Source organism: Tateyamaria sp. Alg231-49, from assembly GCF_900143535.1.
GTDB lineage: Bacteria > Pseudomonadota > Alphaproteobacteria > Rhodobacterales > Rhodobacteraceae > Tateyamaria.
In genome coordinates this window covers 1-25,070 of sequence record NZ_FRFA01000001.1, presented here as the reverse complement: position 1 = coordinate 25,070, position 25,070 = coordinate 1, and the positions used below count along the sequence as shown (strand labels likewise).

Here is a 25,070-nt window from a genome sequence, read left to right as displayed (position 1 = left end):
TGAGGGAGAATATGACGCGCTGATCAGTCGGTCTGACCAAGCGCCAATTTTAATTCTTTGTTCTCTGATTTCAGACGGGAAAGATCGGCGCGTATGGGTTCAAGCTGTGATTCCAGCTCTTCTAACGTCATCCGCTGCGGGATGTGTTGTGGGCAGTTCCAATCAAGCGCCTCAATCGCGATGACTATGGCGCGTTCTATTCGCCCGCGATAGGACGTGTCCTGAAGTTGGGCTATCAATTCCGGATTTTCGGTTGCCGCGATCAGCTTTGCGCGTCCCCAAACTTTGAGCCTTCGCCGATTTGGGTAATCCATCAAGATCATCGAGACGCGATCATTATCCGTAAGATTGCCTGCGCTCAAATATTGGCGGTTTCCCCGAAAATCAGCATAGGCAATCGTTTGATCATCCAGCACCTTAAGGAACCCCACGGGTCCGCCGCGAAATTGCACATAAGGCCACCCAGAATCTGAAACGGTGGCCTGATAAAAGCCATCTCTGCGTGCGATGAACTCCGCTTCAGCGGGGCCGATCCGATCACCACGCTCAGCGTCCGGATGAAGAAATTTGGAATACCCTTGCGCCGATCCGTTTTGTGCCTGCAGGGCAAGAAGGGAAGGTGTAAAACTAATTTCTGCGAATGCGCGTGGCATGGGGTGCTCCTGTTCGTTTGAGTGGCTGTCACTCGTTGAACAATAGCTAGTCTGTTCCTTGAATTAGCAGAATGCTTGTATTAGTAAATTAATTATTCAATAATATGGAATAATCAATTGGACAGACTTCGATCCATTCAGGTGTTTATTGCTGTGGCTGACTGCCAAGGTTTCGCACTTGCTGCGCGCCGGTTGAACATGTCCCCGCCCGCAGTCACGCGATACATCTCGATGCTAGAGGAACACCTTGGGGCACGTCTGTTTATGCGTACGACCCGCTCAATCGGGCTCACAGATGTCGGCAAAAGGTTTCTGGCTGATGGGCGGCGGATCCTACTTGAATTGGAGGAGGCAGAGAACGCGGCCGTTGGATCACATTCTGAACCACGAGGCGAGTTGAGCATTACGGCCCCGGTTTTATTTGGCCGCATGTTCGTAACGCCTGCGCTCGGCGAGTTCCTCAACACTTTCTCGCATGTTGACGCCCGAACGATGTTCGTGGATCGCGTCGTGAATTTGATTGATGAAGGGCTGGATGTTGGCATCCGAATTGGCGACTTACCGGATTCCTCGCTCACTGCGGTACGCTGCGGCACTGTTCGGCAGGTTGTTTTTGCCGCGCCCGAATACATCAAAAAACATGGGCTGCCGAAGCACCCGGAGGACCTGAAAGATCACACACTTATTCAGTCTGTGGCGGCTGGAGGCTCTCACGCGTGGGATTTTCAAGTCAACGGTGCGCGGACTTCGGTTCACGTTAAACCACGTGTGCAGATGAACACAAACGATGCCGCAATAGAAATGGCGCAGCGGGGATGGGGCCTGTCGAGAGTGCTATCTTATCAAATCTCGCCGTTCATCGAAGCAGGCCGATTGAAACCAGTGCTAGAAGCATTCGAATTGCCATCGATGCCAATCCATGTCGTCCATCAAGAAGGTCGCATGGTCAGCGGCAAAGTCAGAGCATTTGTTGACTTCATGGTGGAGCGCCTTCGGACAGATAAGCACATCAATTAAGAATGCTGTGCGGCCCAGTCTAAAAGGCGGAATTCCAGTCTAATCGGCCCTGGTGTCGGCAACGGGCAGTGTCAGACAAAACCAGCTTTAGCCGGGCAGGGCGGTTGCGTAGCCTCACCGGATGACAAAACGCTCCCCATTTCGCTATTTCAAAACCAGCCCAGAAATCATCCGCCTAGCGGTGATGCTCTATGTCCGGTTCCCGCTGTCCCTTCGGAATGTCGAGGATCTGCTGCACGAGCGCGGCATCGATGTCAGCCATGAAGCGGTGAGATACTGGTGGCATCGGTTCGGCCCGATGTTTGCGTCCGAGATCCGAAAGCGACGGATTGAGGGGATGAAATCGAGCAAGTGGCGCTGGCATCTTGACGAGATGTTCGTGAAGATCAACGGCGAGAAACACTATCTTTGGCGGGCCGTCGATCATGAAGGCGAAGTTCTGGAAAGCTACGTCACAAAGGTGCGCGATAAGAAAGCTGCGTTGAAATTCTTAAAGAAAGCAATGCGTAAGTACGGCAGTCCTGAAGTTCTTGTGACGGACGGGCTGGCATCGTACGGCGCTGCTCTCAAAGAGATTGGCGTCGCAGATAAGCAGGAAATGGGTCGTTGGCTGAATAACCGAGTGGAGAATTCACATCTGCCTTTCCGACGACGAGAACGGGCCATGCTTCGCTTCCGGCGCATGCGAAGTTTGCAGAAATTCGCCGCCGTTCACGCTTCTGTCTACAACCACTTTAATCAGGAACGCAGCCTCTCAAGTCGAACGAATTTCAAACTCAACCGCGCCGCTGCTCTTGCCGAGTGGCGCGGTCTCGGTGAGGCATAAAGGGCAGTCATATTGTCCTTGCAGAGACGAGTTCGAATTGGTCTGACAGCACCTAAACATGCCCCCACCCCCTGGTCCGCCACCCACCCCCGTCTCATTCTGACAGTTCCAGCCGCGTTGCCCGGCTCAAGCTGATTTTGTCTGACAATGCCTGATAGACCAATCCCCATTGATGTAATAAGGTTTTGGTAGGGCCAATTACCGGTTCACTACTATTTGTATTTGAGTTTAGTAATGGCGATCGATCTAATGCCGCATTCAATGGAAACGCGAAGACTTGCTGCAGTAGCATTTGCTGATGTGGCTGGGTTTTCGCGGCTTATGGCTCAGGATGACCTCTGGGCAAGTAGCCAATGGAAACACCTGCGCGAGGAGCTTTTGCTGCCCTTGCTAGACCAACACAAAGGTAGACTGGTCGAAACAGCAGGCGATGCCATTCTTGTTGAATTCAAAAGCGTCATTGCCGCGGTAAAATGGGCAGTGGACGCGCAAAAAGTGACTCAAAACAATATTCCGAGTAGCGGGCGAGAAGCCTTGCAGTTGCGGATCGCCATCAACGTTGATGACGTTTTAGTGCACGAAAACAACTTGCTGGGCGATGGTGTCAACATCGCCTCGCGCATACACGACGCCGCTCAACCGGGGCAAATCGTGGCGGCGGGAATTGTCCGGGAGCTCGTCGGAAATAGGGGCAATGTCCGGTTTGTCGATTTGGGTACGCCGCGGCTCAAGAACATCAAGCGGATCGTCCATATTTTCTTGGTGGAGCCAATCCACGATGCTGAGAAGAATGAACATTCTCAGCTGCATCAGCCGTTCATTGAGTGGACGTCACGCCCCTCGGTCGCGATATTACCTTTTCGCTCTTCGTCCGGACACGAAATGGAAGAATACTTCGGATCCGGGATCACCGAAGACATTATCAACGGTTTGTCGCGCAGCCACGCATTCCATGTCATTGCACGGGCCTCGACCTTGCGGTTTGCCGATAAGGCAAGAGATTTGCAGAACATCGCATCTCAACTTGGGGTCAATTATGTGATGGACGGTAGTGTCCGCCGTCAAGGTGAAAGGCTGAGGATTTCTGCGGAATTGGTGGACGTTTCGCTGAACCGGTCGATTTGGTCAGAAACATTTGACGGGAACGCCGAGGACCTGTTTCATTTTCAAGACACAATCGTCGCATCTGTTGTAGGTTCATTTGAACCGCGCCTCAAAGCACACGGGATCAATCGGGTTCGTAATCGGTCAACGGACAGTCTTGATGCCTATGACTGTGTTCTAAAGGCGGCGTCCGAACTCTATCGCTTTACGGATGAAGGTTATCGCCATTCGGGCATCGCTTTGCGCCGCGCGATGGAACTCGACCCAACATATGCGCGCGCCTATGCGTATTCGGCATGGCGGTTAAATTACCTGTTTGGTGAAGGGCGCTCGGATGATCCCGAGCGCGACAAGAAACTAGCGATTGAACATGCGCGGCAGTCCATTGCTCTGGATCCGGACGACTCTTTTTGTCAGGTGGTCGCGGGCCATCTAACCAGCCTGATAGAAGGCAACCCGCATCATGCCATGCCGATGTTTGATCTGGCTTTGTCGCTTGATCAGAATAACGCGTTGGGTTGGGCCACAAGTGCCGTAACATTGTCCTATCTGGGGCGTGGAGAGGAGGCGATGTCACGGTTCCGCAATGCCTTCAAATTGAGCCCGTTTGATACGCTGAATTTTACCTGGTGGACCGGAGCCGGAATCGCTGAGTTTGTCTCTGGCAACTACGGCGAAGCAGTGTCCTGGCTGCAAAAGGCGCGACACGTTAATCCCCGTTTTATCGCAACCTTAAGGATCCTAGCGGCGAGCCTCGCTATGGATGGAAAAGAAGATCAGGCCCGCGCCGTCGGTGCCGAGTTGTTGGCGCTGGACAAAAATTTTTCAGTTGATCGCTTTGTTTCGTGGTACCCTTTTGTACGTGGAGAAGACAAATCGGCATTAAAAAGCGGTTTATTTATTGCGAGCCTGCCACTCTGACAGGTTTTGAACTGACGTATTTTCAAGCTGAGAGCATAGGACAAGGAGAACCTTAATGACGTCGGGAACGGGCAAGAGCAACGGCATGGGTATGGGTAACGGCATGGGCATGGGCATGGGTAACGGCATGGGCATGGGTAACGGCATGGGCATGGGTAACGGCATGGGCATGGGCATGGGTAACGGCATGGGCATGGGCATGGGTAACGGCATGGGCATGGGCATGGGTAACGGCATGGGCATGGGCATGGGCATGGGTAACGGCATGGGCATGGGTAATGGCATGGGAGCCATTCCGGTCGGCGCCGATGGCGGCATCGGTTTTATCCGCAGCTACTATGCAACCCCTATGGAACTGGCCCTGCTGCCTTGGACGCTCGACTTTACGCCAGATAATTCCGGCGTTTCGCCGTTCCCGCTTGAGTTCATCATCAATCCTTATCAACCAGGGAAAGCCCCGTTGGAATGGACAACCGTGGACTGGGATCCGGCGCTGCGGTTCTGGACGGCACTGTTCGACCCGCATTTGGGTGAATGGTTGCGCGCGGCTGACAGATCTGAACCGGGAATGCTGGCGGCATTGGAATTTGCCGGGCAATACGAAAAATGGCTACCTGAAGTGGCTGGAAGTCCCCTTTCCGGCATCAATCCCGTTGACTTGAATTGGTTAGACGAAAAGGACCTGAAATGGCAACATAACGGAATCAAACCGGTCAATGCCACTGACGCGTCCGACGCAGAAAACAAGACCGCGTTCGATTTTATAAAGGGCGAGCTGGAAAAGTTGGTCTATTACATGCAAGACGACCGACAAAACTATCTAGTCGAAAGTGATATCCAGGCCGACGGTCTGCCGGAGTACATGGTTCATTTCCTGGGAATCAATTCATTCGATCACCCTAATACCCTCAAACTGATCGAAGTGGGATTGGCGATTGGTAATGTGACCTACATGGCCTACAAGGCGCATTACAAAAGGGTGCGCCCTTCAATCCTGCGCCCCGGACTGACAGTGCCGTTTGGGCCGCCCGCACACCCGGCCTTTCCAAGTGGCCACTCCTTCCTTGCGCATTTTATTTCCCTGCTTTTGCTTGAGATACCCGGCCTTTATTATCGCAACGGTGTCCTCGTAGAGTCTATCGAAGACAGTGCTGGCGATATGGTGCAAAATAGCCCGGAGAATGGGCACCTGCTGCGCAAACCCAATTGGAACGATTTGCAAGGAACGGACCCGATCCCATCGCCTTTGTTGTCGATCGCGCATCGGATTGCCGTAAACCGCGAACGGATCGGGGTTCATTATCCATCCGACAGTTCTGGTAGCCGCCATTTGGCCGCAGGTATCTGGGACGCGTTGATCAACCACGAAAATACGACCGACGAGAACGGGAACCCGATAGAGCAAATCAACTGCCCAACGCTTCTTACCGTTCTGGAAGCTGCCAAGGTCGAATGGCCAAACCCCTGGGAGCCGGAACCAGCCAGCGAATAGTCGAACGGCGGAACCGATCTGCCCAAGGTTAGACCTAAATTAGAAAACTTGTTTCAGTCCCAGATTGTTATCGTTGGCAACAAGATCCGTTAATGCGCGTGGTGTCTTTGGAAGATCAGCAACCGACAAATCAACGGCTACTGGCAAGTCTTGCAGCGGGTCGGTGTTGGCGCGGTCATTCGGGCAGGTAAGTTCGTACAGCACAAAGCCATGAACAGTGGCAAGCGTAGGTGCCTGTTCGTCTGCCAGCGCCCTAATAGCTGCGATTGCCTCATTTTCTGCATTTGCATTTTCGGCGGTAAAGATCCGTCTTTCGCCGGCAGCAATATCGGCCACGTTCTCGTTCAGAGCATGGGGCCACCAGATGATGTTGGAGGTAAGGCCCCAATCCTCATTTGCATTGAAGACAAACCCGAACCACTTGCGCATATGGCATAGGGCTGCGTTTTGCGAGCCACGGTTTCCAATGGTGATCTCAAAAGGTGTTTGCCACAGCGGTGCATCGCCCCAATCGAGGGACACTGGACAATAGCTGCCATAGCCATAGGCAAAACTGCTGCCATTGACCATTTCGCTCTGGGGGCGTCGGTCTTGGATATAGACATCCACGTCAGGTGCATTTCCCATTCCGTTGTGGGTGACTTCGACATCGTCGACAAACATCCCTTGCGTTTCAAAAGCCCAGCGAACGACCTTGTGGGTCAACCCGCCTTTCCATTGATCGGGCTGTTGCATCGCATTAGCCAACATCGGTTGTGGCACCATATCCAATACGCCGCCTTGCAGGTTTCCGGCTTGTTCCATGCCGAGTTCCAGCATTTCGGCCTTGGACGGCGATTGTCCAAAACCATGAATGGCCTCGATCAGTAAAAATATCGTTAGGAAGGAGGCCCGTTCGCGCAAATACACATCCGGAACATCTCCATCCATACTGTCGCCCCCCACCGCGCGATAAAGGCGGAAAAGGGACGTCGACAGGATCTGCTCGGTCAAATATCCCTTGAGCTCTTCGCAACCAACAGGCGGTGACTGAATCACCGACCGGTTCAACTCTCCATACCAAGCCCAACCCAATGTTGGCGATCTGTCATGACGGCGGGTTGAGAATACAAATGGATATGTTATGCCTCGAAAGGTCTCGGCAACACCGTTGCGTTGGTCCGCCAATCGGGAATTGGGATCGCAAACAATGGCGGCCATTGCGTCACCCGCGCTGTGGGCGAAATCGAATTCCAGCTTTCCAAGACGCGCAGCAAGCAGGTAGTGGCCAAATTCATGTAGCATCCAACGCCGGTCTGCAGCGATGCCAAGCGGTTGTGCCCATGTGCGCTTGCCCGAACTGTTTTTCGGACGGTCCCAGCGTGACAGCTCGGCTAATGCGAGGTTCATCCGAATGATGGGCCGCGTCGCATCCGTTGCCGAACAATCAAACGCCACCTGCGCATTTATTGTACGCCCGTCCTTACCGGGGCCGGGTGCAATGCCATAGCGGTAAAAGATCTGAATATCAGTCTCAGCCCGTGCTACAAATTCATCAGGGTCGATGCCGTATGCATTCAGCATCTCAAAAAAGTCGCTGCAATTGTAATAGGCGCTCAGCGCAGAAAACTCGTTTCGCCTCGGGGCTATTTCCCTGTGTGCAGGCAGATGCAAAACCTTGGTGGGATCGGGGTTACCCAAATCGTCCTTGTCTTGCGGCACAAACTCTGGACAGCGCCGCACCACAAACCCCGGATCTTTCAATGTTTTAGTGTCGCCCACGGACAGCTTAATCGTTTCCCGAAACCGATCAAGCATATCATCCGGGCGGGTGGGGCGCCGCAGCGTCCAGTCAAACGCGGCATCAGGTTTTGCAGAATCTGCGGGCAAATCGGAAGCTGGCGGCGACTGGGTCAGAACCTTAGCTTCTCCGGCGTTGACATGTGTGATCAATTCGCAGGTGTGCGTTCCCAGTACCTTCATGCTGAATTTAGAGTCTGGAGCCAGGTTGACTAGTGTGAGCTCAATTTGACTAACGATCTGATAGCTCAACGGGTTCGGGAACCTTCCGATCACCCCAAGCCCCTTAAACATCGCTTCAATGACCATCGACTCCTTTGCGAAGTCGGCATCGACCTTAGACACCACGAAAAACTGTTCAAAACTGACAGACCCAGGAAGCACTGAAGCCGAAGCGCCGATCTGTTTGTTGATATCAGACTCGTAGGTGGTCAGGTCACCGATCATTGCGCTCAACAGATCTTGCCGTATAGCGGGGTCCGATAGCTCCGTAATTTCACTTACCGTTGACCAGCTTTGTTGTGGGTCGCTTGGATACTCTGCCGTCATGGACCGAATGGTGACTTTAAATATACCAGCACCCGTTGCCTCAACCAGCATCGGAACGGTCAACCCGGCCGTAAACTGCGCAATTTCACTTCCCAGTGCAAAAAGCTCTGTCGCAACCATAATGATCGTGGCGGGCAGTTGATGATCTGCATTGCGTGACAAATTCCACGACGCAATCTTCGGAGGTTTTTCAACTTCACGGGCACCAACGTGCGGCCAAACATCAAGCCAATGCATCAAGTCGACGTCGGGAAGTGTTCGGTCCTTGTTGCGAACCAGATTTTCGCTCCAGCCAACCGGTGGGTCTAGAGATTTCCTGATTTCTCCAGGAAGGAGATCATAGTTTTCCAGAAAGGACGCAAGCTGAGAGACATAATTCGTCGCAATGTCGCCCAGAGTTTTTTGATCCGGTGCGTCGCCGGTCACTATTGCAATATATGGGGCGACTGAATGCGAGACCAAACGCGATGGCCTTCCAGATCCTGGGTACTCTTTTTCAAACCGAAGCCAATAGTCGCGCCAACTGCTGGTATTGTATGGTTCACTGGGCCAGCTTGGAAATTTAATAGTCAAATCAGTGCTCCCTTTCCTCAAAAAGGTGGGGTGCCAAAATGGGCAACTGAAACCAACATAGCTCAAGTTTGTCATTGTCGATAGTGGCACTGTCAGAGCAAAATCGCTTGAGCCGGGCAGGGTCTTGTCAGATTAACTTGGCTTGAGCGGGGCATAGTGGGTGGGTAGCGTTTGGAAATGACCAAACCTGCCTCCTCCAGGTACTTTAAGACCAGCCCCGAGATAATCCGCCTGGCGGTGATGCTGTACATTCGGTTCCCGCTGTCGCTAAGGAAGGCACTGTCAGAAGAAACCAGCTTGAGGCGGGCAGGGCGGCTTTGTGGCTTCGCGGGATGACCAAACCCAATCCATTTCGCTACTTCAAGACCAGCCCTGAGATCATCCGCCTGGCGGTGATGCTGTATGTCCGGTTCCCGCTATCGCTGCGGAACTTGGAAGATCTTCTGCATGAGCGCGGCATCGAAGTCAGCCATGAGACGGTTCGGTTCTGGTGGAATAGATTTGGCCCGATGTTCGCAGCAGATATCCGCAGAAACAGGGTCAGTCGGATGCGATCTTATTCGAATTGGCGGTGGCACCTCGATGAGGTTTTCGTGAAGGTCAACGGCGAGACGCACTACTTGTGGCGGGCTGTGGACCACGAAGGCGAGATACTGGAAAGCTACGTCACCAAGCGGCGAGATCGCAAAGCTGCGTTGAAATTCCTCAGAAAATCAATGAAGAGGTATGGCCGGCCGGAAGTGATCGTGACGGACAAACTGCGCTCTTATGGCGCCGCTTTGAAAGTTTTTGGCAACGCGCGAAGGCAGGAAACGGGACGCTGGGTGAACAACCGAGCGGAAAATTCTCACCTGCCGTTTCGACGACGAGAACGGGCGATGCTCCGCTTCAGGCAAATGCGATGTTTGCAGAAATTCGCCGCCGTTCAATCTTCGGTCCATAACCACTTCAATCAGGAGCGACATCTTCACTCACGAGACAATTTTAAACTGAACCGAAGCGCCGCTCTCTCCGAGTGGCGTCAACTTTGTTCCGGATAAGTTCGCGGATTTGGCGGAAAACTGAGACTGGTTCGAATTCGTCTGACAGCACCCATCAGGGCCAGCGGTCAGACGTACCGCGTAAACAGGCCGGACACATGACCGCAACCTGCGAAGATCAACATCAGCTCAGATCAACCCTTGCAAAAACGGAGCCGTCCACACATGACAGCACCCGTCTGACACCATTATTGGAGGTGCCTGGCAGTAGAAGTCAGCCAGATACCCTAACCCATACAGCAGTGGCGTCATCACTCACTTTGAACCTTGGGAATTGCCTGCAAGCGGAATCTTTTCTTTCAATAACCCGTATTTCTTCGACAATCGTCCCCAGGCCTTTGGACTTTATGACTTCAACCATCTCTTGGGCCGTATATTTTCTATAGTCTGTGACAATACTTGCAAATCCATCGCTCATCAAAATCACTTCGTCGCCGATAGAGATATTGAATTGCGCATAGTGGGTCGCCAGAGTCGACGAATTTGCATTTGGGCTGAGTGCGAAGTGGTTTTCCCGTGACCGATCTATGCGACGGTTTTCCAATACTTCGCCTGTCAAAACTGGATATGTGCCGACGCCCGCCCCGAGTGCACGTGCTTCTGCCATTTCCGCACTGGAGTCGGGTTCGTCTGTGCACCACACGTTATTGTCGTTTGAAATCAGCAAAATCGGGCAATCAGCGGCCCAAGCAACCGAAAGAACATCATCCTTTAGAAGGGCGACCGCGAACGCTGCTTTCGGCATTTCCCAAGGGTTGGAAACCTCCCTGGTCCTTTGCGCTTCGAACTGGGCCTCAATTTGCGAAAATGCGGCCTGACAAGTCTGTTGAATATCTGTTGCTTCTGAAATCGCGAAGGTGCTGCTGGCTGCTGATGCGAGCCACGAAGCTCCTCCCTGACTGCCGAGTAGGCCAGGTTCAGACAAATCGGTTGCTCCGTCGACGACCCAAGCCAGATTGGCGATTGATCCGCATCGGTCATCATTCGGTTTGTCAGCGTGCCCATTGATGCTGACGACTTGAAGAACTTCGAAATGCATGCCGCTCGGTTCCTCTAACTATGAACTGTTTGCCCAGCAGAGACCGACCACTTCGTGCCCAGCTCATCAACTATTGGAAAGATGCTCTGGGTCTGCAGTGGCTTCAAGTGGCCGCAAGCCGGCCAAATCCCCAGATATCCGATTGAGGTCGGCCAAGTTGGTTTCTCCAGGAACCAAACCACTCGAAATGCCGATGATATCGGCCGGTATAGACGTGGCAGAACGCAACGCATCCTCGACACCTATTCCAACCTTGTTGACAACATTGCTTACTGCTTTGGTCAAGTCCAGATCAGCGCCTGCGAGCGTGCCGTCATCAAGGATCAATCTGCCATCCCGCCGTGATATCCGGCGATCATCGAGGGAAAATTCGATGTGTTCCGTTCCGGCTACGGCCATTGCATCGCTGACAAGAAAGATCCTGCCTGGTCCGGTTTTTCCCTTCCAGGCCGCACGCATGGTTGCGGGATGCACGTGAATGCCATCAGCGATCAAGCCGGCGGACAGTAGTCCCAATTCCAATGCGGCTCCGACTAGGCCTGGTTCGCGGTTTCCGAGTTGGCTCATCGCATTGAACAAATGCGTCACGCAGGATGCGCCTGCTTCGGCGTAGGCTCGGCATGTGTCAAAATTGGTGTCCGAGTGACCGAGCGAAACGAGAATGCCTGCCTCGACCAGCGTGGTGACCTGATTAAGCGTAACGCTTTCAGGTGCAATCGTGACTTTGAGGACCGGAATGTCAGCCTTGGCAGCAAGCAGTTGGTGAAGGTCTGCATCGGTCATGGGCCGGATAAGCGATGCGTCGTGTGCGCCCTTGCGTGAAACAGACAGATGCGGTCCCTCAAGGTGCAACCCGACAATACTGGGAACATTTGCGTTCAAGGCCATGCGCACGGCATCTATGGCGGCCGTGATTTTCTCGCTGCGGGCGGTGATCAACGTCGGCAGGATTGAGGCCGAGCCGAGTGACCTGTGCGCCTCGGCGATCAATTTCAGCTTTTCAAGGTTTGGATCGTCATTGAACATGACGCCGCCGCCGCCGTTGACCTGAAGGTCGACATAGCCGGGTGACAGGATATCCCCATTCAAATTGATGACGGTTTCAGTGGCGGAAATCCGGGAGTCCGGTACCAACCCGACAAACACGCCATCATGAAACCGTGCAGCCTTGGCGTCATGCAGGTGTTCGCCGTCAAAAATGTGCCCGCCAATAAATGTTACGGTTGCCAAAGTCATACTGTTTCGGTCACTTTTTTGAGGTGCCGAGGTGTGTCAGGATTGATGCCTCGGCTGCGTGCAACCGTCTCGACCATCCCATAAAAGGAAACGATTGCGGCGATGGGATCGGTCAGCCAGTGGTCCGTCCGTATATGTGGCAACGCGGTTGCCTTCTTGAGTTTGTTTGATGTTGCAAAGACCGTCGCACCTTTGTCGGCCAATGTATCGGCGACTTCGGCTAAATTGCTTTCTGCGGGATCACCTGCCGCGAAACCAATAACCGGGAAACCTTGTTCGACGATGGAAACCGGGCCATGCAGTACTTCTGCGGAAGAATAGCTTTCCGCGTGTATCAGGCATGTTTCCTTGAATTTTAGCGCGGCCTCATTGGCAACAGCCCAGGACGGGCCGCGCCCTAGCGTAAACAGCGATCGCCCGTCCATAACAGCGGCGGCCTCGGACCAGTCGCAGGCAGTCGCGTTGGCCAGATGGGCGGGCAGGGTATGGATTGCGGAAATGAGATCGGAGTCCTGCTTGATTTCGGCGATTAACCAGAGCCCGGTAACAAGGGAGGTGACGAAGGTCTTGGTGGCGGCGACACTAAGTTCTGGACCGGCATGGATCGGCAGGGTGTTTGAGGCGACCTGTGCAAGATCGGAGGAGGGATCATTGGTGATCGCAACGGTCATGCTTCCAGAGTTCGTGACAGATTTCGTCATACGCACAATATCAGGGCTCATTCCCGATTGTGACACCGACAGGCACAGCGCGCTTTGCGCTGCAAGGTCGACGTCGTAGACGGATTTCACGGAAGGTCCGACCGAGGCCATGGGGCGGCGCAACACCAGCTCACTAGCATATTTCAGGTAGGTGCAGGCGTGATCCGATGACCCACGTGCCACCGAAAGAAGAAAGCTTGGGTTCATGTCGCGCGCTGCTGTTGCGGCCGCGCGGATGTCATCACCGCCGTCGGACAGAAGACGGTCCACAGCATCCGGGATTTCAATGATTTCCTGGCGCATGAGGGTGGTGTCAGAATTCATCAGAAGAACCTTTTAAATGAGAGAGGCGTAGTTCGGCTACGAAATCGTAGGCGTCACCGCGATAGATCGAGCGGGTGAGTTCCGCGACCCGCCCGCTTTGCAGATAAGAGGTACGTTGTATGCGCAGCCCTGCAGTACCCTCGGCAACGTTCAACAGGTCCGCTTCCTCAGTTTCTAGATTGATGGCAGAGATTTTTTGAACGGCGCGGACCGGGCGCATGCCGGATTGCTCTAGCAAATCATAAAGTGAAGTCGTCACTGCAGTGGGATTTGGCAGAATATCGAGCGGCAGAGCCGCGCGTTCCAGTGCCATTGGTCGCCCGCCCGCCTCGCGCAAGCGGTAAATCCGCGAGACTTGATCGCCCGCGGAAAGACCAAGGGCCAGTACCTCGTCAGGGGAGGGCATAAAGATCCCCCGCTCAAGCCATTTTGACGTGGTCTCCAGCCCGCGTCGCTGCATGTCTTCGGTGAAGGAGGTCAGATGGGACAGCGACTGTTCCACGCGAGTGACAGGCTCGCGTACGAAAGAACCTGACCCCTGGCGTTGCTCTACGGTGCCCTCGCGCACAAGTTCCTGAATGGCCTTGCGAACGGTAACACGAGAAAGATCGGTTATTTCCGCGATCTCGCGTTCAGGCGGGAGAGAGGAGTTTGGGGCAAGAATGCCATCTTCAATCCCGGCCTCAAGCCGTCTGCGCAACTGCACGTAACGCGGACCAGCGGACCGGCTTAACCAGCCTTCGGGCCGCAGGAATTCAGCAATGTCCATGTGTCATTTCCATTTCCCGCGCGAGCGCAATCGCCCCGTCAAGGGGCTGCCCAAGCGGTTCGGTGAGATCGGTTTTCATGCCTTCGGGCAAAAAGGGGGCGTATTGCGGGCCGATCCCACCCGTGAGGCATATCGGCAGGCCGGGCGTCCACCCCATGTGTCCGAGGTCGGTGGCGATGTGATCAGCCCCGGATTGCAGGATTTTCAGCGCGACAGTATCACCGCTTTCGGCATGCGCGGTGACCTGCGGCGCGAGGGTGCCAAAGTCGATTGGCTTTGCAGTTCGGGCAAATTCCACCACGTTGTCTGCATTCTGAAAATGGGTCATCAAGTCTTGTACCAATGCGGAGGCGGAGGCGAACCCATCAACTTGGCGTAACAGCTGCGTCAACGCCTTGCGCCCGACCCATTGCGCTGAAGCCTCATCGCCAAGGGTCGCACCCCAACCACCACCAAAGCGTTCTTTGCCGCCCATCTGCGAGGCAAAGAAGGAACCGGTGCCGCAATGCGCGACAAACCCGTCGTTTTGCCCCAAGGCACCGCGCAGTGCGGGACGCCTATCATCGGCGTAACATACGTTCTTCAGCGGCAGTGCGGACATCAAGCGCTCGACCTCCGCTGTTCCGGTTGCCCCCGCCAGTCCAACGAAAGCTGGCAGATGGTAAAGGGCTTCGACCCGAGTTTCTGCCATGCCCGCCAGAGCGGCGATTCCATCTTGCAGGCGCAAAACAGAGCCGTCGAAATCCGTTGACACATTGGCCGACCCGGTTTCTGCAACCACGCGCTTCTCTGCCGTCTGCAGGGCAAAGCGGCAACGTGTTCCGCCGCCGTCGATAGCAAGGACTGGTGTGTTGCGCGAATCTTTCATGAAGATACCTTTATAATACCTTTGTTGAATTTTAAAGGCCCAAATAGTACCAAAATCAACATATATGCTTTGCAATCGCACAAAACATGGCAGAATTGCGGCAAGAAATTAAATGGTAGACAAATGGTATTTAAAAGGTATCCTGGTCGAAGCTTGAGGGAGAATCGTGTGTCTGCGAAGACGACGGAACAATTGCATGACGGCGCCGCAGGATTGGATCAACGTCCTCCAGCGGAAATTGCGGCGCTTCTTGCGGGCGGGCAAGTTGCCGCGGCCGAGAGTGTTCAAAAGGCAATCCCAGCTATTTGCGCAGGCGCAATGGCCATGGCGCACACAATAAATGCCGGCGCTTGTCTGCACTATGCGGCTGCAGGGTCCTCGGGATTGATGGCCGCCGCGGACGCACAGGAGCTCGGCGGAACATTTTCCATTCCTGCAGTGCAACTGCGGATTCACATGGCCGGTGGGTTGCCGTCCGGCGTCGAGATGTCGGGTGATACAGAAGACGCCACCGATGGGCTGACCACAGCTTTGGCGGAACTGTCCAAAAAGGACACGTTGATCACGGTGTCGGCTAGCGGGTCGACCCCATTCACGATTGCTGCGGCGCGTATCGGCAAGTCTAAGGGCGCGACCGTCATTGGCATTGCCAACAATGCAGGTTCTGAATTGCTTGAAATGTCCGATTATGCGGTACTGCTCGAGACGCCGCCCGAAGTTTTGTCCGGATCGACCCGGATGGGAGCGGGTACGGCCCAGAAGATTGCACTCAACATGCTGTCAACCTTGATGGCGACGCATCTGGGCCACGTCCATGATGGCATGATGGTCAACGTAAATGCTGACAATATCAAACTGCGCGCCCGGGCTTGTGGGGTCGTCGTCCAGATCGCTGGCGTGTCGGAGGCCACGGCGCAACAGGTGCTGGATGCTGCAGGTGGCGACGTCAAAGCGGCTGTTTTGATGGCCGCCATGGGGCTGTCGCGGGATGCAGCACAGGCCCGACTAAAAGATACAAATGGACATTTGCGCCCCATATTGGAGCGCTCGGTTTAAAATCATCACTTTCGTTGCAATCTGGGAGGAACCAAAATGACCCGCAACACGATCAAACTGGCTTTGCTGAGCACGGCGCTCACCGCCACCGGAGCCATGGCGCAAGACGTCACGCTAAACATCGAAAGCTGGCGAAATGACGATCTGGTGCTTTGGCAGGAAAAGATCATTCCGGCATTCGAGGCCGAGCATCCCGGCATCAAGGTGAACTTCACACCATCTGCCCCGGCTGAGTACAACGCCGTTCTGAACTCCAAGTTGGATGCTGGCTCTGCAGGAGACATCATCACCTGCCGTCCGTTCGACGCATCCTTGGCGCTCTTTGAGGCGGGCCATCTGGCCGATCTTGCTGGCATGGACGCCATGGGCAACTTCTCGGACGTTGCGAAATCGGCGTGGCAGACAGATGACGGCGCGGCGACGTTCTGCGTGCCGATGGCCTCGGTCATTCATGGCTTCATTTACAACAAGGACGCTTTTGCGGAAGTGGGCGTCGATGTGCCGAACACCGAAGCTGAGTTCTTTGCCGCTCTTGAGGCGTTCAAAGAAGACGGAAACTACATCCCAATGGCTATGGGCACCAATGACCAGTGGGAAGCCGCCACTATGGGCTACAACAACATCGGTCCGAATTACTGGAAAGGCGAAGAAGGCCGTCGCGCGCTGATCGCGGGCGAACAGAAGCTGACGGACGAGGCCTGGGTCGCTCCATATGCGACGCTGGCGAAGTGGGGCGCATATCTTGGCGACGGGTTCGAAGCTCAAACGTACCCGGATAGCCAGAACCTGTTCACCTTGGGTCGCGCCGCGATCTATCCTGCGGGTTCGTGGGAAATCTCGGGTTTCAACGCGCAAGCGGATTTCGAGATGGGCGCATTCAAACCACCGGTTCAGAATGCAGGCGACACATGCTATATCTCTGACCACACCGACATCGGCATCGGGATGAACGCGGCAACAGATAACCCGGAGGCTGCCAAAACGTTCCTTGCCTGGGTGGGTAGCCCCAAATTTGCGTCAATTTTCGGCAATGCTCTTCCTGGCTTCTTTCCACTGTCCAAGGAACCGGTGGAATTGTCAGATCCGCTGGCCAAGGAAATCGTAGGCTGGCGTGGTGAGTGCGAGAGCACAATCCGTTCCACTTACCAGATCCTGTCTCGCGGTACGCCAAACCTCGAAAACGAGACCTGGGGCGCATCCGTGGCGGCCATCAAGGGCACCTCGTCACCCGAAGAACTGGGCACCGAGCTGCAACAAGGCCTCGCCAGCTGGTACGAACCACAGCAGTAACCCCTCCCGTTACTGTCTTGTCCGGGTGGCATTTCCCACCCGGACCCTTCAGGAGATTTCCAAATGCAACGCGCTCGTACACGCTGGCACATCGCTGTGTTTCTGGCTCCCGCCGTGCTGGTCTACACCGCCGTCATGATCTTTCCCCTGTTTAACACGCTGCGCCTCGCGCTCTACAGCAAAGTGGATCAGGAACGTATCTACGTCGGTCTCGACAATTTCCGCACGTTATTTTTTGACCCGATCTGGTCCGAGCAGTTCTGGAACGCGCTTGGGAACAATTTCTGGTTCTTTATCGTGCACATGCTGGTTCAGAATCCCATCGGCGTGGCGCTCGCCGCCGTCCTGAGCCACCCGCGATTGCGCTTTGCGGCACTTTACCGTTCGGCAATTTTCATTCCTACAATCCTTTCTTTTGTCATTGTCGGTTTTGCCTGGAAACTGATCCTGTCGCCGATCTGGGGCATTGCGCCATCCATACTGGATTTTGTCGGGCTGAAATCACTGTTTGCGCCCTGGCTGGGCAAGGAAGAATACGCTCTGACAACACTGGCTCTGATTTCTGTCTGGCAATTTGTCGGTATCCCGATGATGCTAATTTACGCTGCTCTGCTGTCGATCCCCCAAGAAATCCTTGAAGCGGGAGAAGTAGACGGCATCACCGGTCTGTCCGCCTTCTGGAAGATCAAGCTGCCGCTTATCCTGCCATCCATCGGCATAATCTCGATCCTGACATTCGTAGGCAATTTCAATGCCTTTGACTTGATCTATGCTTCCCAAGGCGCGCTAGCCGGTCCGGACTATTCGACCGACATCCTCGGTACGTTTATGTATCGCACTTTCTTCGGCTTTCAGTTGCAACTGGGGGATCCGCATATGGGGTCGGCCATTGCGGGCGGTATGTTTGCAATCATCCTCATCGGGGTCTGCATCTACCTGTTTGGTATCCAGACCCGGATGCGCCGCTATCAGATGTGAGGCTAAACAGATGAATAAAGCGCGTACTAATCCGTTCAACACGGTCGCCATGCATGGGGCGCTGATCCTCTACACTTTGATCGCGCTCTTCCCGGTCTTCGTGATCCTGATCAACAGCTTCAAGACTCGCAAGGCGATCTTTCGCGAACCCCTCGCATTGCCCGACGCCGAAAGCTTTTCGCTGATCGGCTACCAGACCGTGATGAAACAAGGAGACTTTTTTCTGTATTTCCAGAACTCAATGATCGTGACCGTCGCCTCGCTGTTCTTTGTCCTGCTCTTCGGCGCCATGGCGGCGTTCGCATTGGCGGAGTACCGTTTCAAAGGTAACACGCTGATGGGGTTGTATCTGGCGCTGGGCATCATGATCCCGATACGCATCGGGACCGTGGCCATTCTGGAAATGATGGTGGCGAGCGGACTTGTGAACACGCTCTGGGCGCTGATCCTGGTCTATACGGCGCAGGGCCTGCCGTTGGCGGTCTTCATTCTCAGTGAATTCATGCGGCAGGTTTCAGATGATCTGAAAAATGCCGCCCGCGTTGATGGCCTTAGTGAATATGCAATCTTCTTTCAGCTTGTCCTGCCACTGGTGCGACCCGCCATGGCGACAGTCGCTGTATTCAACATGATCCCGATCTGGAATGACCTGTGGTTCCCGCTGATCCTTGCCCCGGCAGAAGAAACCAAGACACTGACTCTTGGTAGCCAAGTCTTCATAGGTCAGTTTGTTACGGACTGGAACGCGGTCCTTTCGGCGCTGTCGATGGCGATCTTGCCGGTGTTGGTACTATATGTGATTTTCTCGCGGCAACTGATCCGCGGCCTGACATCCGGAGCAGTCAAATGACCCGAGTACTGATTGTAGGCTTGGGAAATATGGGTTTGTCTCATGCTTTGGCTCATCATCACGCCGGGTCAGAGATCGTTGGACTGGTGAATCGATCCGAGATTGCTCTGTCGGACGCCTTGGTTGGCTACCCACGCTTCACAAGTTTCGAAGAAGGGATGGAGACCAAGCCGGACCTTGTAATAATCGCGACCTATTCCGATAGCCATGCGGATTTTGCCTGTGCTGCGATGGAGGCAGGTGCGCATGTCTTTGTTGAGAAACCGCTTGCAACCACGGTTGCGGATGCGCGCCGCGTGGTTGAAACGGCCCAAAGGTTAAACCGCAAGTTGGTTGTTGGATATATCCTGAGGCACCATCCGTCGTGGGTGCGGTTGATCGATGAGGCGCGCAACCTTGGCGGGCCATATGTGTTTCGTCTCAACCTCAATCAACAGTCGTCCGGTGTCGAGTGGGAGACCCACAAGGCGTTGATGCTGACCACCAGTCCAATCGTCGATTGCGGTGTTCATTATGTCGACGTGATGTGTCAGATCACGGATGCCGATCCTGTGCGTGTGCATGGAATGGGGCTGCGCCTGTCGGCTGAGATTGCCGAGGGGATGTACAACTACGGCCAGTTTCAGGTCATCTTTGAGGACGGTTCAGTCGGCTGGTATGAGGCCGGATGGGGGCCAATGATGTCAGAAACGGCGTTCTTCGTTAAGGACATCGTGTCGCCCAACGGATCTGTCTCTATCACTGATGGTAACAAGGGTGCTTCGGCCGATATCGACTGCCATACAAAGGTCGGGGGCATTCTGGTGCATCGCCCTGAAGGTGATCAAACCATCGAAATGCCCAATGAGCCCGGCCATCAGGAACTGTGTGATGCCGAGCAGTCCTATGTGCTGCGTGCAATTCACGAAAACATCGACCTCACCCGCCACATGAGCGACGCGGTGCAATCCCTCGCTATTTGCCTGGCTGCCGATGAAAGCATTCGCACAGGTCACCCCGTATCTCTCAAGGAGCCAAATCTATGACTGCTTTGACCCTGACCAACGTGAACAAGTCTTTTGGCGACGTTCACGTGTTGAAAGACATAAATATCGAGGTCGAGGACGGCGAGTTTGTCGTTTTCGTCGGACCGTCAGGATGCGGCAAGTCCACACTATTGCGCGTGATTGCGGGTTTAGAGGATGCGACGTCTGGCGAAGTGCGCATCGGTGACAATCTGGTTAACGCCACTCCACCGTCAAAACGCGGCATCGCCATGGTGTTCCAGAGTTATGCGCTCTACCCGCACCTGAATGTGCGCAAAAACATGTCGCTGGCCCTCAAACAGGAACGTAAAAGCAAGGCCGTTATCGAACAACGGGTCGCTAAGGCCAGCAAGATGCTGGACCTTGAGGCATATCTTGATCGCTATCCGTCCGAGTTGTCCGGCGGCCAGCGCCAGCGTGTTGCCATTGGTCGTGCTATCGTGCGCGAACCAAAGCTCTTTCTCTTTGACGAACCTCTATCGAACCTCGATGCCGCGTTGCGGATGAACACGCGGCTTGAGATAGCTAAACTACACGACGCGCTGGCTGCCTCGATGATCTATGTGACACACGACCAGACGGAAGCGATGACCCTTGCAGATAAGATTGTTGTTCTGCGGGATGGACGCGTCGAACAGATTGGCAGTCCAATGGAACTCTACAACAATCCTGTGAACCAGTTTGTTGCAGGTTTCCTAGGGTCTCCCGCGATGAATTTCATGCCTGCCGGGTTTGTTTCGGAAGGCGACCCAAGAACGCTTGGCCTTCGTCCCGAAGATCTTCAACTTCGGACAGATGGAGAGCTGACTGCTGCAGTCCTGCACGTGGAGCATCTGGGTGGTGACACCAATGTTATTGCTCAGGTGAAAGGCACACAAATCACTGCGCGCCTGTTCGGGCAGCATTCAATCGATCAGGGTCAAACCGTCAATTTTGGGTATTCTCCGGAACGGGCCTATTACTTCAACGCCGATGGGCTCCGCATGTAGGGTAAAGATTCCCAGTCAAGGCACTGTCAGAAGAAACCAGCTCGAGGCGGGCAGGGCGGTTGCGTAGCCTTGTTGGATGACAAAACCCAATCCATTTCGCTACTTCAAGACCAGCCCGGAGATCATCCGTCTGGCGGTCATGATGTACGTTCGATTTCCGCTCTCACTCCGCAACGTCGAAGATCTTCTGCACGAACGTGGCATCGACGTCAGCCACGAAACAGTTCGGTTCTGGTGGAACAGATTTGGCCCGATGTTCGCGGCTGAGATCCGAAGAAACCGTGTCAGTCGGATGCGATCTTATTCGATCTGGCAGTGGCATTTGGACGAGGTGTTTGTGAAGATCAACGGTGAGACGCATTACCTTTGGCGGGCCGTTGATCACGAAGGTGAAGTGCTGGAATCCTACGTTACGAAGCGGCGAGATCGTAAAGCAGCGTTGAAATTCCTCAGGAAATCAATGAAGCGCTATGGCCAACCTGAAATCATCGTTACGGACAAACTCCGATCCTACGGCGCTGCGATGAAGGACATAGGTAACGTAACCAAACAGGAAACGGGCCGCTGGGTGAACAATAGGGCGGAGAATTCTCACCTGCCTTTTCGACGACGAGAACGCGCCATGCTCCGCTTTAGGCAAATGCGATGTTTACAGAAGTTCGCCGCAGTCCATTCTTCGGTCCACAACCACTTCAACCAGGAGCGCCACCTCTACTCACGAGACAATTTCAAACTAAACCGAAGCGCCGCTCTCTCCGAGTGGCGTCAGCTTTGTTCCGGATAAGTTCACGCGTTCTGCGGTAAACTGAGACTGGTTCGAATTGGTCTGACAGCACCATATACACCAATGACGGTTTTCGGCGACCCGTTCAGAACCGTGTTTTGAACCTCCCAATAGGGTCAACACTTCGAACCTAGATAATCGAATCCCTACTGTCTCGAATCAAATATTCTATTCTCAAGCTCAAGCTGATTGTAATACATGATGGCACTTTTCACTACACTTTCCTGTGTATTCGCAACGTCTGGCGCAACAACTGAAACACCTGTGTGATCGATACGATATAAGTTGGGCCAAATCATTCCCCAATTCACGTCGTATTCGAATTCGGCATCAAAGATGGACGTGCCGAGGAACGCATGTTCAGCATCTGTCACACCCATCAAATGTAATATTGTTGGCGCGAGATCGAGCGAAGTTCGCACTCCATTTTGAAATCGCGTGGGTTCGCTAACCCCTGGAATACGAAGAATAAACGGGATTTGGTCGATGAAGTGGGTTGTGAATTTCGGGCTATCCGAAAAGGCCGCAACAACGGGTGGCTCAGCATAGGATGAATGGTCGGTCGTGATGATAAGCAAGGTGTTGCCCACAAAAGTAGATGCCTCGAAAGCATCAAGGAACTTTCTTACGGCTACATCAAGCTCATGAAATCGGTTGAGAGCTGAATTGCGGCCATCATTATATTTCGCTGCCCCAACAGGCGAATCCAAAAACGCATGAGACCCAATGTTATAGGACGCCCAAAAAAATGGAATCTCCACACGCGATCTATCCCGCGCCCGCAGGTCGGCTGCCATCGCCGCAAACAAATCCCGATCACTCAGCGAATTCGTAGGACTGTCCAGTATGACGTCTTCGGGAGTTATGACCTTTGCAAATCCAATCGTGCGCAGGAAATCATCGAATGGTTTAGATTTTGTATGGGGCGAATAAATCCGCGTATCATAGCCGCGCGCGTTCAGAATTTTTGGAAGGGTCGCGTAAGAAACTGAACTCAACTCAGCCAAACGATCCTGCGAACTTTCCCAGCCGGCGCCGCCAGCCAATGGAAACCCCGATGACAGCGACCCTTGTATGCCACGATAGGTCGCCGCCGTATGGTTGTAATAATTGTCGATCGTGACCGCATGCCGCGCAAAACGATTAAGGTTGGGCATCAGGTCATCATAAGGACCGCCGTAGTGGCCCATAGCGCGTGCAGATAGGCCCTCCAGAAACAAGACAATTACATTTATTGGCTCTTTCGGCGCCTGAATATCAAAAGGCAGCGAGCCTGCATGCAGTCCAGTTTGCTGGAAAGGGAAATCCGCCGTGGGTTTCAAGTGAAACGGCGATACGATATGTCCGTTCGAAACATCATCCAAAAATTGTGAAATTTGGCCTTCCTCAAACCGCGTCTGCGAAAACTCCGTATAGGTTGAGTGTATTCCGAGCACGGGGGCAAAATCCTCATTCAGTGATATTGGAATGCCAAAACTTCTGGCGTGATCTATATAACTATTGCGTTCTGAATAAGTGAAACCCATCAGGAAAATTAGCCCCAGCCCAGCAAAAACGGAGCGGCTAGGCAGCCTGCTTGTCAAGCCTTTGCGCGTCTCACTAATGGCGGCAAAGACAATGATTGCCACAAGGCAGGCCATGCCAAGACACAGTGCAATTGTTGTCGGCTTTGTGACATAGGCCAGCTCTCCTGCGTTTTCCATCGCAAGGACGGTGATGTATTTTCCAGAAACTATGATAGATATGAGCTGAACTAAATACAAAAATCCAGTGACGGCTGGTATCAAAATGCACACTAAAACAACAAAATATTGGACACTTTTCCAACTAACCTTCCATAATGTCAGTGTCCCAATGCAAAGAAATGTCAACTCATATGCCGGAAGGAAAAGTGTTGATAAGCCCCACGTGAAACCCTCGGGCTTGACCGGAGAGGCAACAAGAATGGCCAGATAGCATACAAACAAAATGGAAAAATAGCAGCAAACCACTTTTTCAAATGGAGACATTCGCATCAAGTTCACTCACTCAAGGTTCTTGGTAGGTTGCATTATTTCACTCACGAACCTAGTTGTATTGAGCAATAGGCAGATCGTCAAACGGCGAGATATCTTTGCAGCTTGAAGGTTTTGGAAGCCATAAATAGGTCGTAATGAAACGGGTCATTTTTGAGCAGGTTGAACGGATTTGGCAACGAACCGTTTGGTCGTGGGCGGGTTTTACCCATGTTTACCGGACTGAACACTCACTAAAACAGTGGTTGGTCGGCAACGTGTTTCTTGCGGCATTAGCGTTCATCTTACCGTTGGATGCGGCCATTCGAGGGATGCTTTTGATGGGGGGTATCTTTGTACTGGCGATGGAATGCGTAAACACTGCGATTGAACGCGCGGTAGATGACATCTCACTCGAAAAGCGAGACCTTGCAAAGCAAGCTAAAGACTGTGGCTCAGCAGCAGTCGCCGTCACTGCTATCGGGGTCGGCATCGGATGGATCGCAGTACTTATTGGGTTGATGTAGGGATAGTTAGTCATTCGTCACTTTGCGTAGTCCTGTGACAGGCGTTCCTTTCCGGAATGGCTGCGAAAGTGCCAGTTATTAGTGAAAAACCCCGTTCATTACACAGCAAGTTGTTGAACGATGCTTGCCTCTCTTGGGTTGGCGGACATTCATACATGATGCATCACCCGTCGCTTTGGGCTCGATGCAGTCATTCGACCGATTTTCTCAAATGGCAGCTTTGATGCGCTGAGCTGCCGTTCACGACCGGGAGTTCGGAATCTTGGGTGTCCGTCGTCAGGGTTTTTGGAACCAATGGCGGCTTGAACTAAGAGAGAGTTTGGCTCATCTGGTTGGTTGCATTATGCGGCGCGTTGTCCGTGATGCAAGCGCCGCGCTTCGAGTGTCTTTCGTTTGATCCTTTCTCTTTCCTGTAGAATGGCTTTGTCCCTGCCGAAGTAGACGTTGGCGGGCGTGACGTTGTTCAAGCTTTCATGGTAGCGTTGGTGATTGTAATGATCGACGAAGGTTTCGATCTGGGCTTCGAGATCACCCGGTAAGAAGTAGTTTTCTAGCAGGATGCGGTTCTTCAGGGTCTGATGCCACCTTTCGATCTTGCCTTGGGTTTGAGGATGATATGGAGCGCCGCGAGAGTGCTTCATGCCTTTGTCCTGCAACCATTCAGCCAGTTCTCCAGAGACGTAGCT

22 protein-coding genes and 1 pseudogene are annotated in these 25,070 nt (G+C 53.6%); 14 read left to right on the top strand and 9 right to left on the bottom strand.

Annotated elements, in window-relative coordinates; translation table 11 throughout:
* Positions 1-23: 23 nt before the first annotated feature.
* Entirely contained in the window at positions 24-653 is a 630-nt protein-coding gene (locus tag DHN60_RS00115; RefSeq protein ID WP_108835252.1) for a pyridoxamine 5'-phosphate oxidase family protein, read from the bottom strand.
* Between the two features lie 117 nt (positions 654-770).
* On the opposite strand from DHN60_RS00115, the gene DHN60_RS00110 reads away from it, so the two are divergent.
* The 4 genes from DHN60_RS00110 (at position 771) to DHN60_RS00095 (ending at position 6,013) form a co-directional block, all read left to right on the top strand.
* A complete protein-coding gene (locus DHN60_RS00110; RefSeq protein WP_108835251.1) occupies positions 771-1,670 on the top strand; it encodes a LysR family transcriptional regulator in 900 nt (299 codons plus the stop codon).
* Between the two features lie 121 nt (positions 1,671-1,791).
* Entirely contained in the window at positions 1,792-2,496 is a 705-nt protein-coding gene (locus tag DHN60_RS00105; protein WP_108835250.1) for an IS6 family transposase, read from the top strand.
* Between the two features lie 234 nt (positions 2,497-2,730).
* Complete coding sequence (locus tag DHN60_RS00100) at positions 2,731-4,521, top strand: adenylate/guanylate cyclase domain-containing protein (RefSeq protein WP_108835249.1); 1,791 nt, start codon at positions 2,731-2,733, stop codon at positions 4,519-4,521.
* Positions 4,522-4,576: 55 nt separating this feature from the next.
* Positions 4,577-6,013: a phosphatidic acid phosphatase gene (locus DHN60_RS00095; protein WP_108835248.1), complete on the top strand. Its 1,437-nt coding sequence runs from the start codon at positions 4,577-4,579 to the stop codon at positions 6,011-6,013.
* Between the two features lie 39 nt (positions 6,014-6,052).
* On the opposite strand, the gene DHN60_RS00090 is transcribed toward DHN60_RS00095, so the two are convergent.
* Positions 6,053-8,767: a hypothetical protein gene (locus DHN60_RS00090; protein WP_108835247.1), complete on the bottom strand. Its 2,715-nt coding sequence runs from the start codon at positions 8,765-8,767 to the stop codon at positions 6,053-6,055.
* Between the two features lie 324 nt (positions 8,768-9,091).
* Between DHN60_RS00090 and DHN60_RS22550 the strand changes: the two are divergent.
* Positions 9,092-9,187, top strand: a pseudogene (locus DHN60_RS22550) (IS6 family transposase); the annotation flags it as partial.
* Positions 9,188-9,246: 59 nt separating this feature from the next.
* Entirely contained in the window at positions 9,247-9,954 is a 708-nt protein-coding gene (locus DHN60_RS00080; RefSeq protein ID WP_108835246.1) for an IS6 family transposase, read from the top strand.
* A gap of 214 nt (positions 9,955-10,168) precedes the next feature.
* Here DHN60_RS00080 and DHN60_RS00075 read toward each other — a convergent pair whose 3' ends face one another.
* From DHN60_RS00075 to DHN60_RS00055, 5 genes are all read right to left on the bottom strand, one after another.
* Positions 10,169-10,993 carry a PP2C family serine/threonine-protein phosphatase gene (locus DHN60_RS00075; protein ID WP_108835245.1) on the bottom strand — a complete coding sequence of 275 codons (825 nt, stop codon included), beginning with the start codon at positions 10,991-10,993 and terminating at the stop codon, positions 10,169-10,171.
* Positions 10,994-11,059: 66 nt separating this feature from the next.
* Positions 11,060-12,229 (bottom strand): N-acetylglucosamine-6-phosphate deacetylase, encoded by a 1,170-nt coding sequence (gene nagA, locus DHN60_RS00070; RefSeq protein ID WP_108835244.1) that lies wholly within the window; start codon positions 12,227-12,229, stop codon positions 11,060-11,062.
* Complete coding sequence (locus DHN60_RS00065) at positions 12,226-13,254, bottom strand: SIS domain-containing protein (RefSeq protein WP_108835243.1); 1,029 nt, start codon at positions 13,252-13,254, stop codon at positions 12,226-12,228. The genes nagA and DHN60_RS00065 overlap by 4 nt, the downstream gene beginning before the upstream one ends.
* Positions 13,244-14,023, bottom strand: coding sequence for a GntR family transcriptional regulator (locus tag DHN60_RS00060; protein WP_108835242.1), 780 nt, complete (start codon positions 14,021-14,023; stop codon positions 13,244-13,246). Before DHN60_RS00060 ends, DHN60_RS00065 begins: the two co-directional genes overlap by 11 nt.
* Positions 14,010-14,891, bottom strand: a complete 882-nt coding sequence (locus DHN60_RS00055; RefSeq protein WP_108835241.1) for a BadF/BadG/BcrA/BcrD ATPase family protein — start codon at positions 14,889-14,891, stop codon at positions 14,010-14,012. Before DHN60_RS00055 ends, DHN60_RS00060 begins: the two co-directional genes overlap by 14 nt.
* A gap of 168 nt (positions 14,892-15,059) precedes the next feature.
* Here DHN60_RS00055 and DHN60_RS00050 point away from each other — a divergent pair, with 168 nt between their 5' ends.
* From DHN60_RS00050 to DHN60_RS00020, 7 genes are all read left to right on the top strand, one after another.
* Positions 15,060-15,947, top strand: coding sequence for an N-acetylmuramic acid 6-phosphate etherase (locus tag DHN60_RS00050; RefSeq protein ID WP_108835240.1), 888 nt, complete (start codon positions 15,060-15,062; stop codon positions 15,945-15,947).
* A gap of 36 nt (positions 15,948-15,983) precedes the next feature.
* On the top strand, positions 15,984-17,237 hold the full coding sequence (locus DHN60_RS00045; protein ID WP_108835239.1) for an ABC transporter substrate-binding protein: 1,254 nt from the start codon (positions 15,984-15,986) through the stop codon (positions 17,235-17,237).
* Positions 17,238-17,300: 63 nt separating this feature from the next.
* Positions 17,301-18,215, top strand: coding sequence for a carbohydrate ABC transporter permease (locus tag DHN60_RS00040; RefSeq protein WP_108835238.1), 915 nt, complete (start codon positions 17,301-17,303; stop codon positions 18,213-18,215).
* A 10-nt stretch (positions 18,216-18,225) separates the two neighbouring features.
* Complete coding sequence (locus DHN60_RS00035) at positions 18,226-19,065, top strand: carbohydrate ABC transporter permease (RefSeq protein WP_108835237.1); 840 nt, start codon at positions 18,226-18,228, stop codon at positions 19,063-19,065.
* Positions 19,062-20,090 (top strand): Gfo/Idh/MocA family protein, encoded by a 1,029-nt coding sequence (locus DHN60_RS00030; protein ID WP_108835236.1) that lies wholly within the window; start codon positions 19,062-19,064, stop codon positions 20,088-20,090. Before DHN60_RS00035 ends, DHN60_RS00030 begins: the two co-directional genes overlap by 4 nt.
* Entirely contained in the window at positions 20,087-21,079 is a 993-nt protein-coding gene (locus DHN60_RS00025) for an ABC transporter ATP-binding protein (protein WP_108835235.1), read from the top strand. Before DHN60_RS00030 ends, DHN60_RS00025 begins: the two co-directional genes overlap by 4 nt.
* Positions 21,080-21,155: 76 nt before the next feature.
* Positions 21,156-21,863, top strand: a complete 708-nt coding sequence (locus DHN60_RS00020) for an IS6 family transposase (RefSeq protein ID WP_108835234.1) — start codon at positions 21,156-21,158, stop codon at positions 21,861-21,863.
* A gap of 146 nt (positions 21,864-22,009) precedes the next feature.
* On the opposite strand, the gene DHN60_RS00015 is transcribed toward DHN60_RS00020, so the two are convergent.
* Positions 22,010-23,872 carry an LTA synthase family protein gene (locus DHN60_RS00015; RefSeq protein WP_159089058.1) on the bottom strand — a complete coding sequence of 621 codons (1,863 nt, stop codon included), beginning with the start codon at positions 23,870-23,872 and terminating at the stop codon, positions 22,010-22,012.
* Positions 23,873-24,015: 143 nt separating this feature from the next.
* Here DHN60_RS00015 and DHN60_RS00010 point away from each other — a divergent pair, with 143 nt between their 5' ends.
* On the top strand, positions 24,016-24,384 hold the full coding sequence (locus DHN60_RS00010) for a diacylglycerol kinase (protein ID WP_234423461.1): 369 nt from the start codon (positions 24,016-24,018) through the stop codon (positions 24,382-24,384).
* Between the two features lie 341 nt (positions 24,385-24,725).
* On the opposite strand, the gene DHN60_RS00005 is transcribed toward DHN60_RS00010, so the two are convergent.
* On the bottom strand, positions 24,726-25,070 hold a 345-nt coding region (locus tag DHN60_RS00005), incomplete at its 5' end, for an integrase core domain-containing protein (RefSeq protein ID WP_159089057.1).

Excerpts from the sequence above, each read along its gene's own strand:
- DHN60_RS00080 (WP_108835246.1), top strand. The coding sequence starts at position 9,247 with ATGACCAAACCCAATCCATTTCGCTACTTCAAGACCAGCCCTGAGATC.
- nagA (WP_108835244.1), bottom strand. The coding sequence starts at position 12,229 with ATGACTTTGGCAACCGTAACATTTATTGGCGGGCACATTTTTGACGGC.
- DHN60_RS00065 (WP_108835243.1), bottom strand. The coding sequence starts at position 13,254 with ATGAATTCTGACACCACCCTCATGCGCCAGGAAATCATTGAAATCCCG.
- DHN60_RS00045 (WP_108835239.1), top strand. The coding sequence starts at position 15,984 with ATGACCCGCAACACGATCAAACTGGCTTTGCTGAGCACGGCGCTCACC.
- DHN60_RS00060 (WP_108835242.1), bottom strand. The coding sequence starts at position 14,023 with ATGGACATTGCTGAATTCCTGCGGCCCGAAGGCTGGTTAAGCCGGTCC.
- DHN60_RS00055 (WP_108835241.1), bottom strand. The coding sequence starts at position 14,891 with ATGAAAGATTCGCGCAACACACCAGTCCTTGCTATCGACGGCGGCGGA.
- DHN60_RS00095 (WP_108835248.1), top strand. The coding sequence starts at position 4,577 with ATGACGTCGGGAACGGGCAAGAGCAACGGCATGGGTATGGGTAACGGC.
- DHN60_RS00020 (WP_108835234.1), top strand. The coding sequence starts at position 21,156 with ATGACAAAACCCAATCCATTTCGCTACTTCAAGACCAGCCCGGAGATC.
- DHN60_RS00015 (WP_159089058.1), bottom strand. The coding sequence starts at position 23,872 with ATGTCTCCATTTGAAAAAGTGGTTTGCTGCTATTTTTCCATTTTGTTT.
- DHN60_RS00035 (WP_108835237.1), top strand. The coding sequence starts at position 18,226 with ATGAATAAAGCGCGTACTAATCCGTTCAACACGGTCGCCATGCATGGG.
- DHN60_RS00040 (WP_108835238.1), top strand. The coding sequence starts at position 17,301 with ATGCAACGCGCTCGTACACGCTGGCACATCGCTGTGTTTCTGGCTCCC.
- DHN60_RS00025 (WP_108835235.1), top strand. The coding sequence starts at position 20,087 with ATGACTGCTTTGACCCTGACCAACGTGAACAAGTCTTTTGGCGACGTT.
- DHN60_RS00105 (WP_108835250.1), top strand. The coding sequence starts at position 1,792 with ATGACAAAACGCTCCCCATTTCGCTATTTCAAAACCAGCCCAGAAATC.
- DHN60_RS00075 (WP_108835245.1), bottom strand. The coding sequence starts at position 10,993 with ATGCATTTCGAAGTTCTTCAAGTCGTCAGCATCAATGGGCACGCTGAC.
- DHN60_RS00010 (WP_234423461.1), top strand. The coding sequence starts at position 24,016 with ATGAAACGGGTCATTTTTGAGCAGGTTGAACGGATTTGGCAACGAACC.
- DHN60_RS00030 (WP_108835236.1), top strand. The coding sequence starts at position 19,062 with ATGACCCGAGTACTGATTGTAGGCTTGGGAAATATGGGTTTGTCTCAT.
- DHN60_RS00115 (WP_108835252.1), bottom strand. The coding sequence starts at position 653 with ATGCCACGCGCATTCGCAGAAATTAGTTTTACACCTTCCCTTCTTGCC.
- DHN60_RS00100 (WP_108835249.1), top strand. The coding sequence starts at position 2,731 with ATGGCGATCGATCTAATGCCGCATTCAATGGAAACGCGAAGACTTGCT.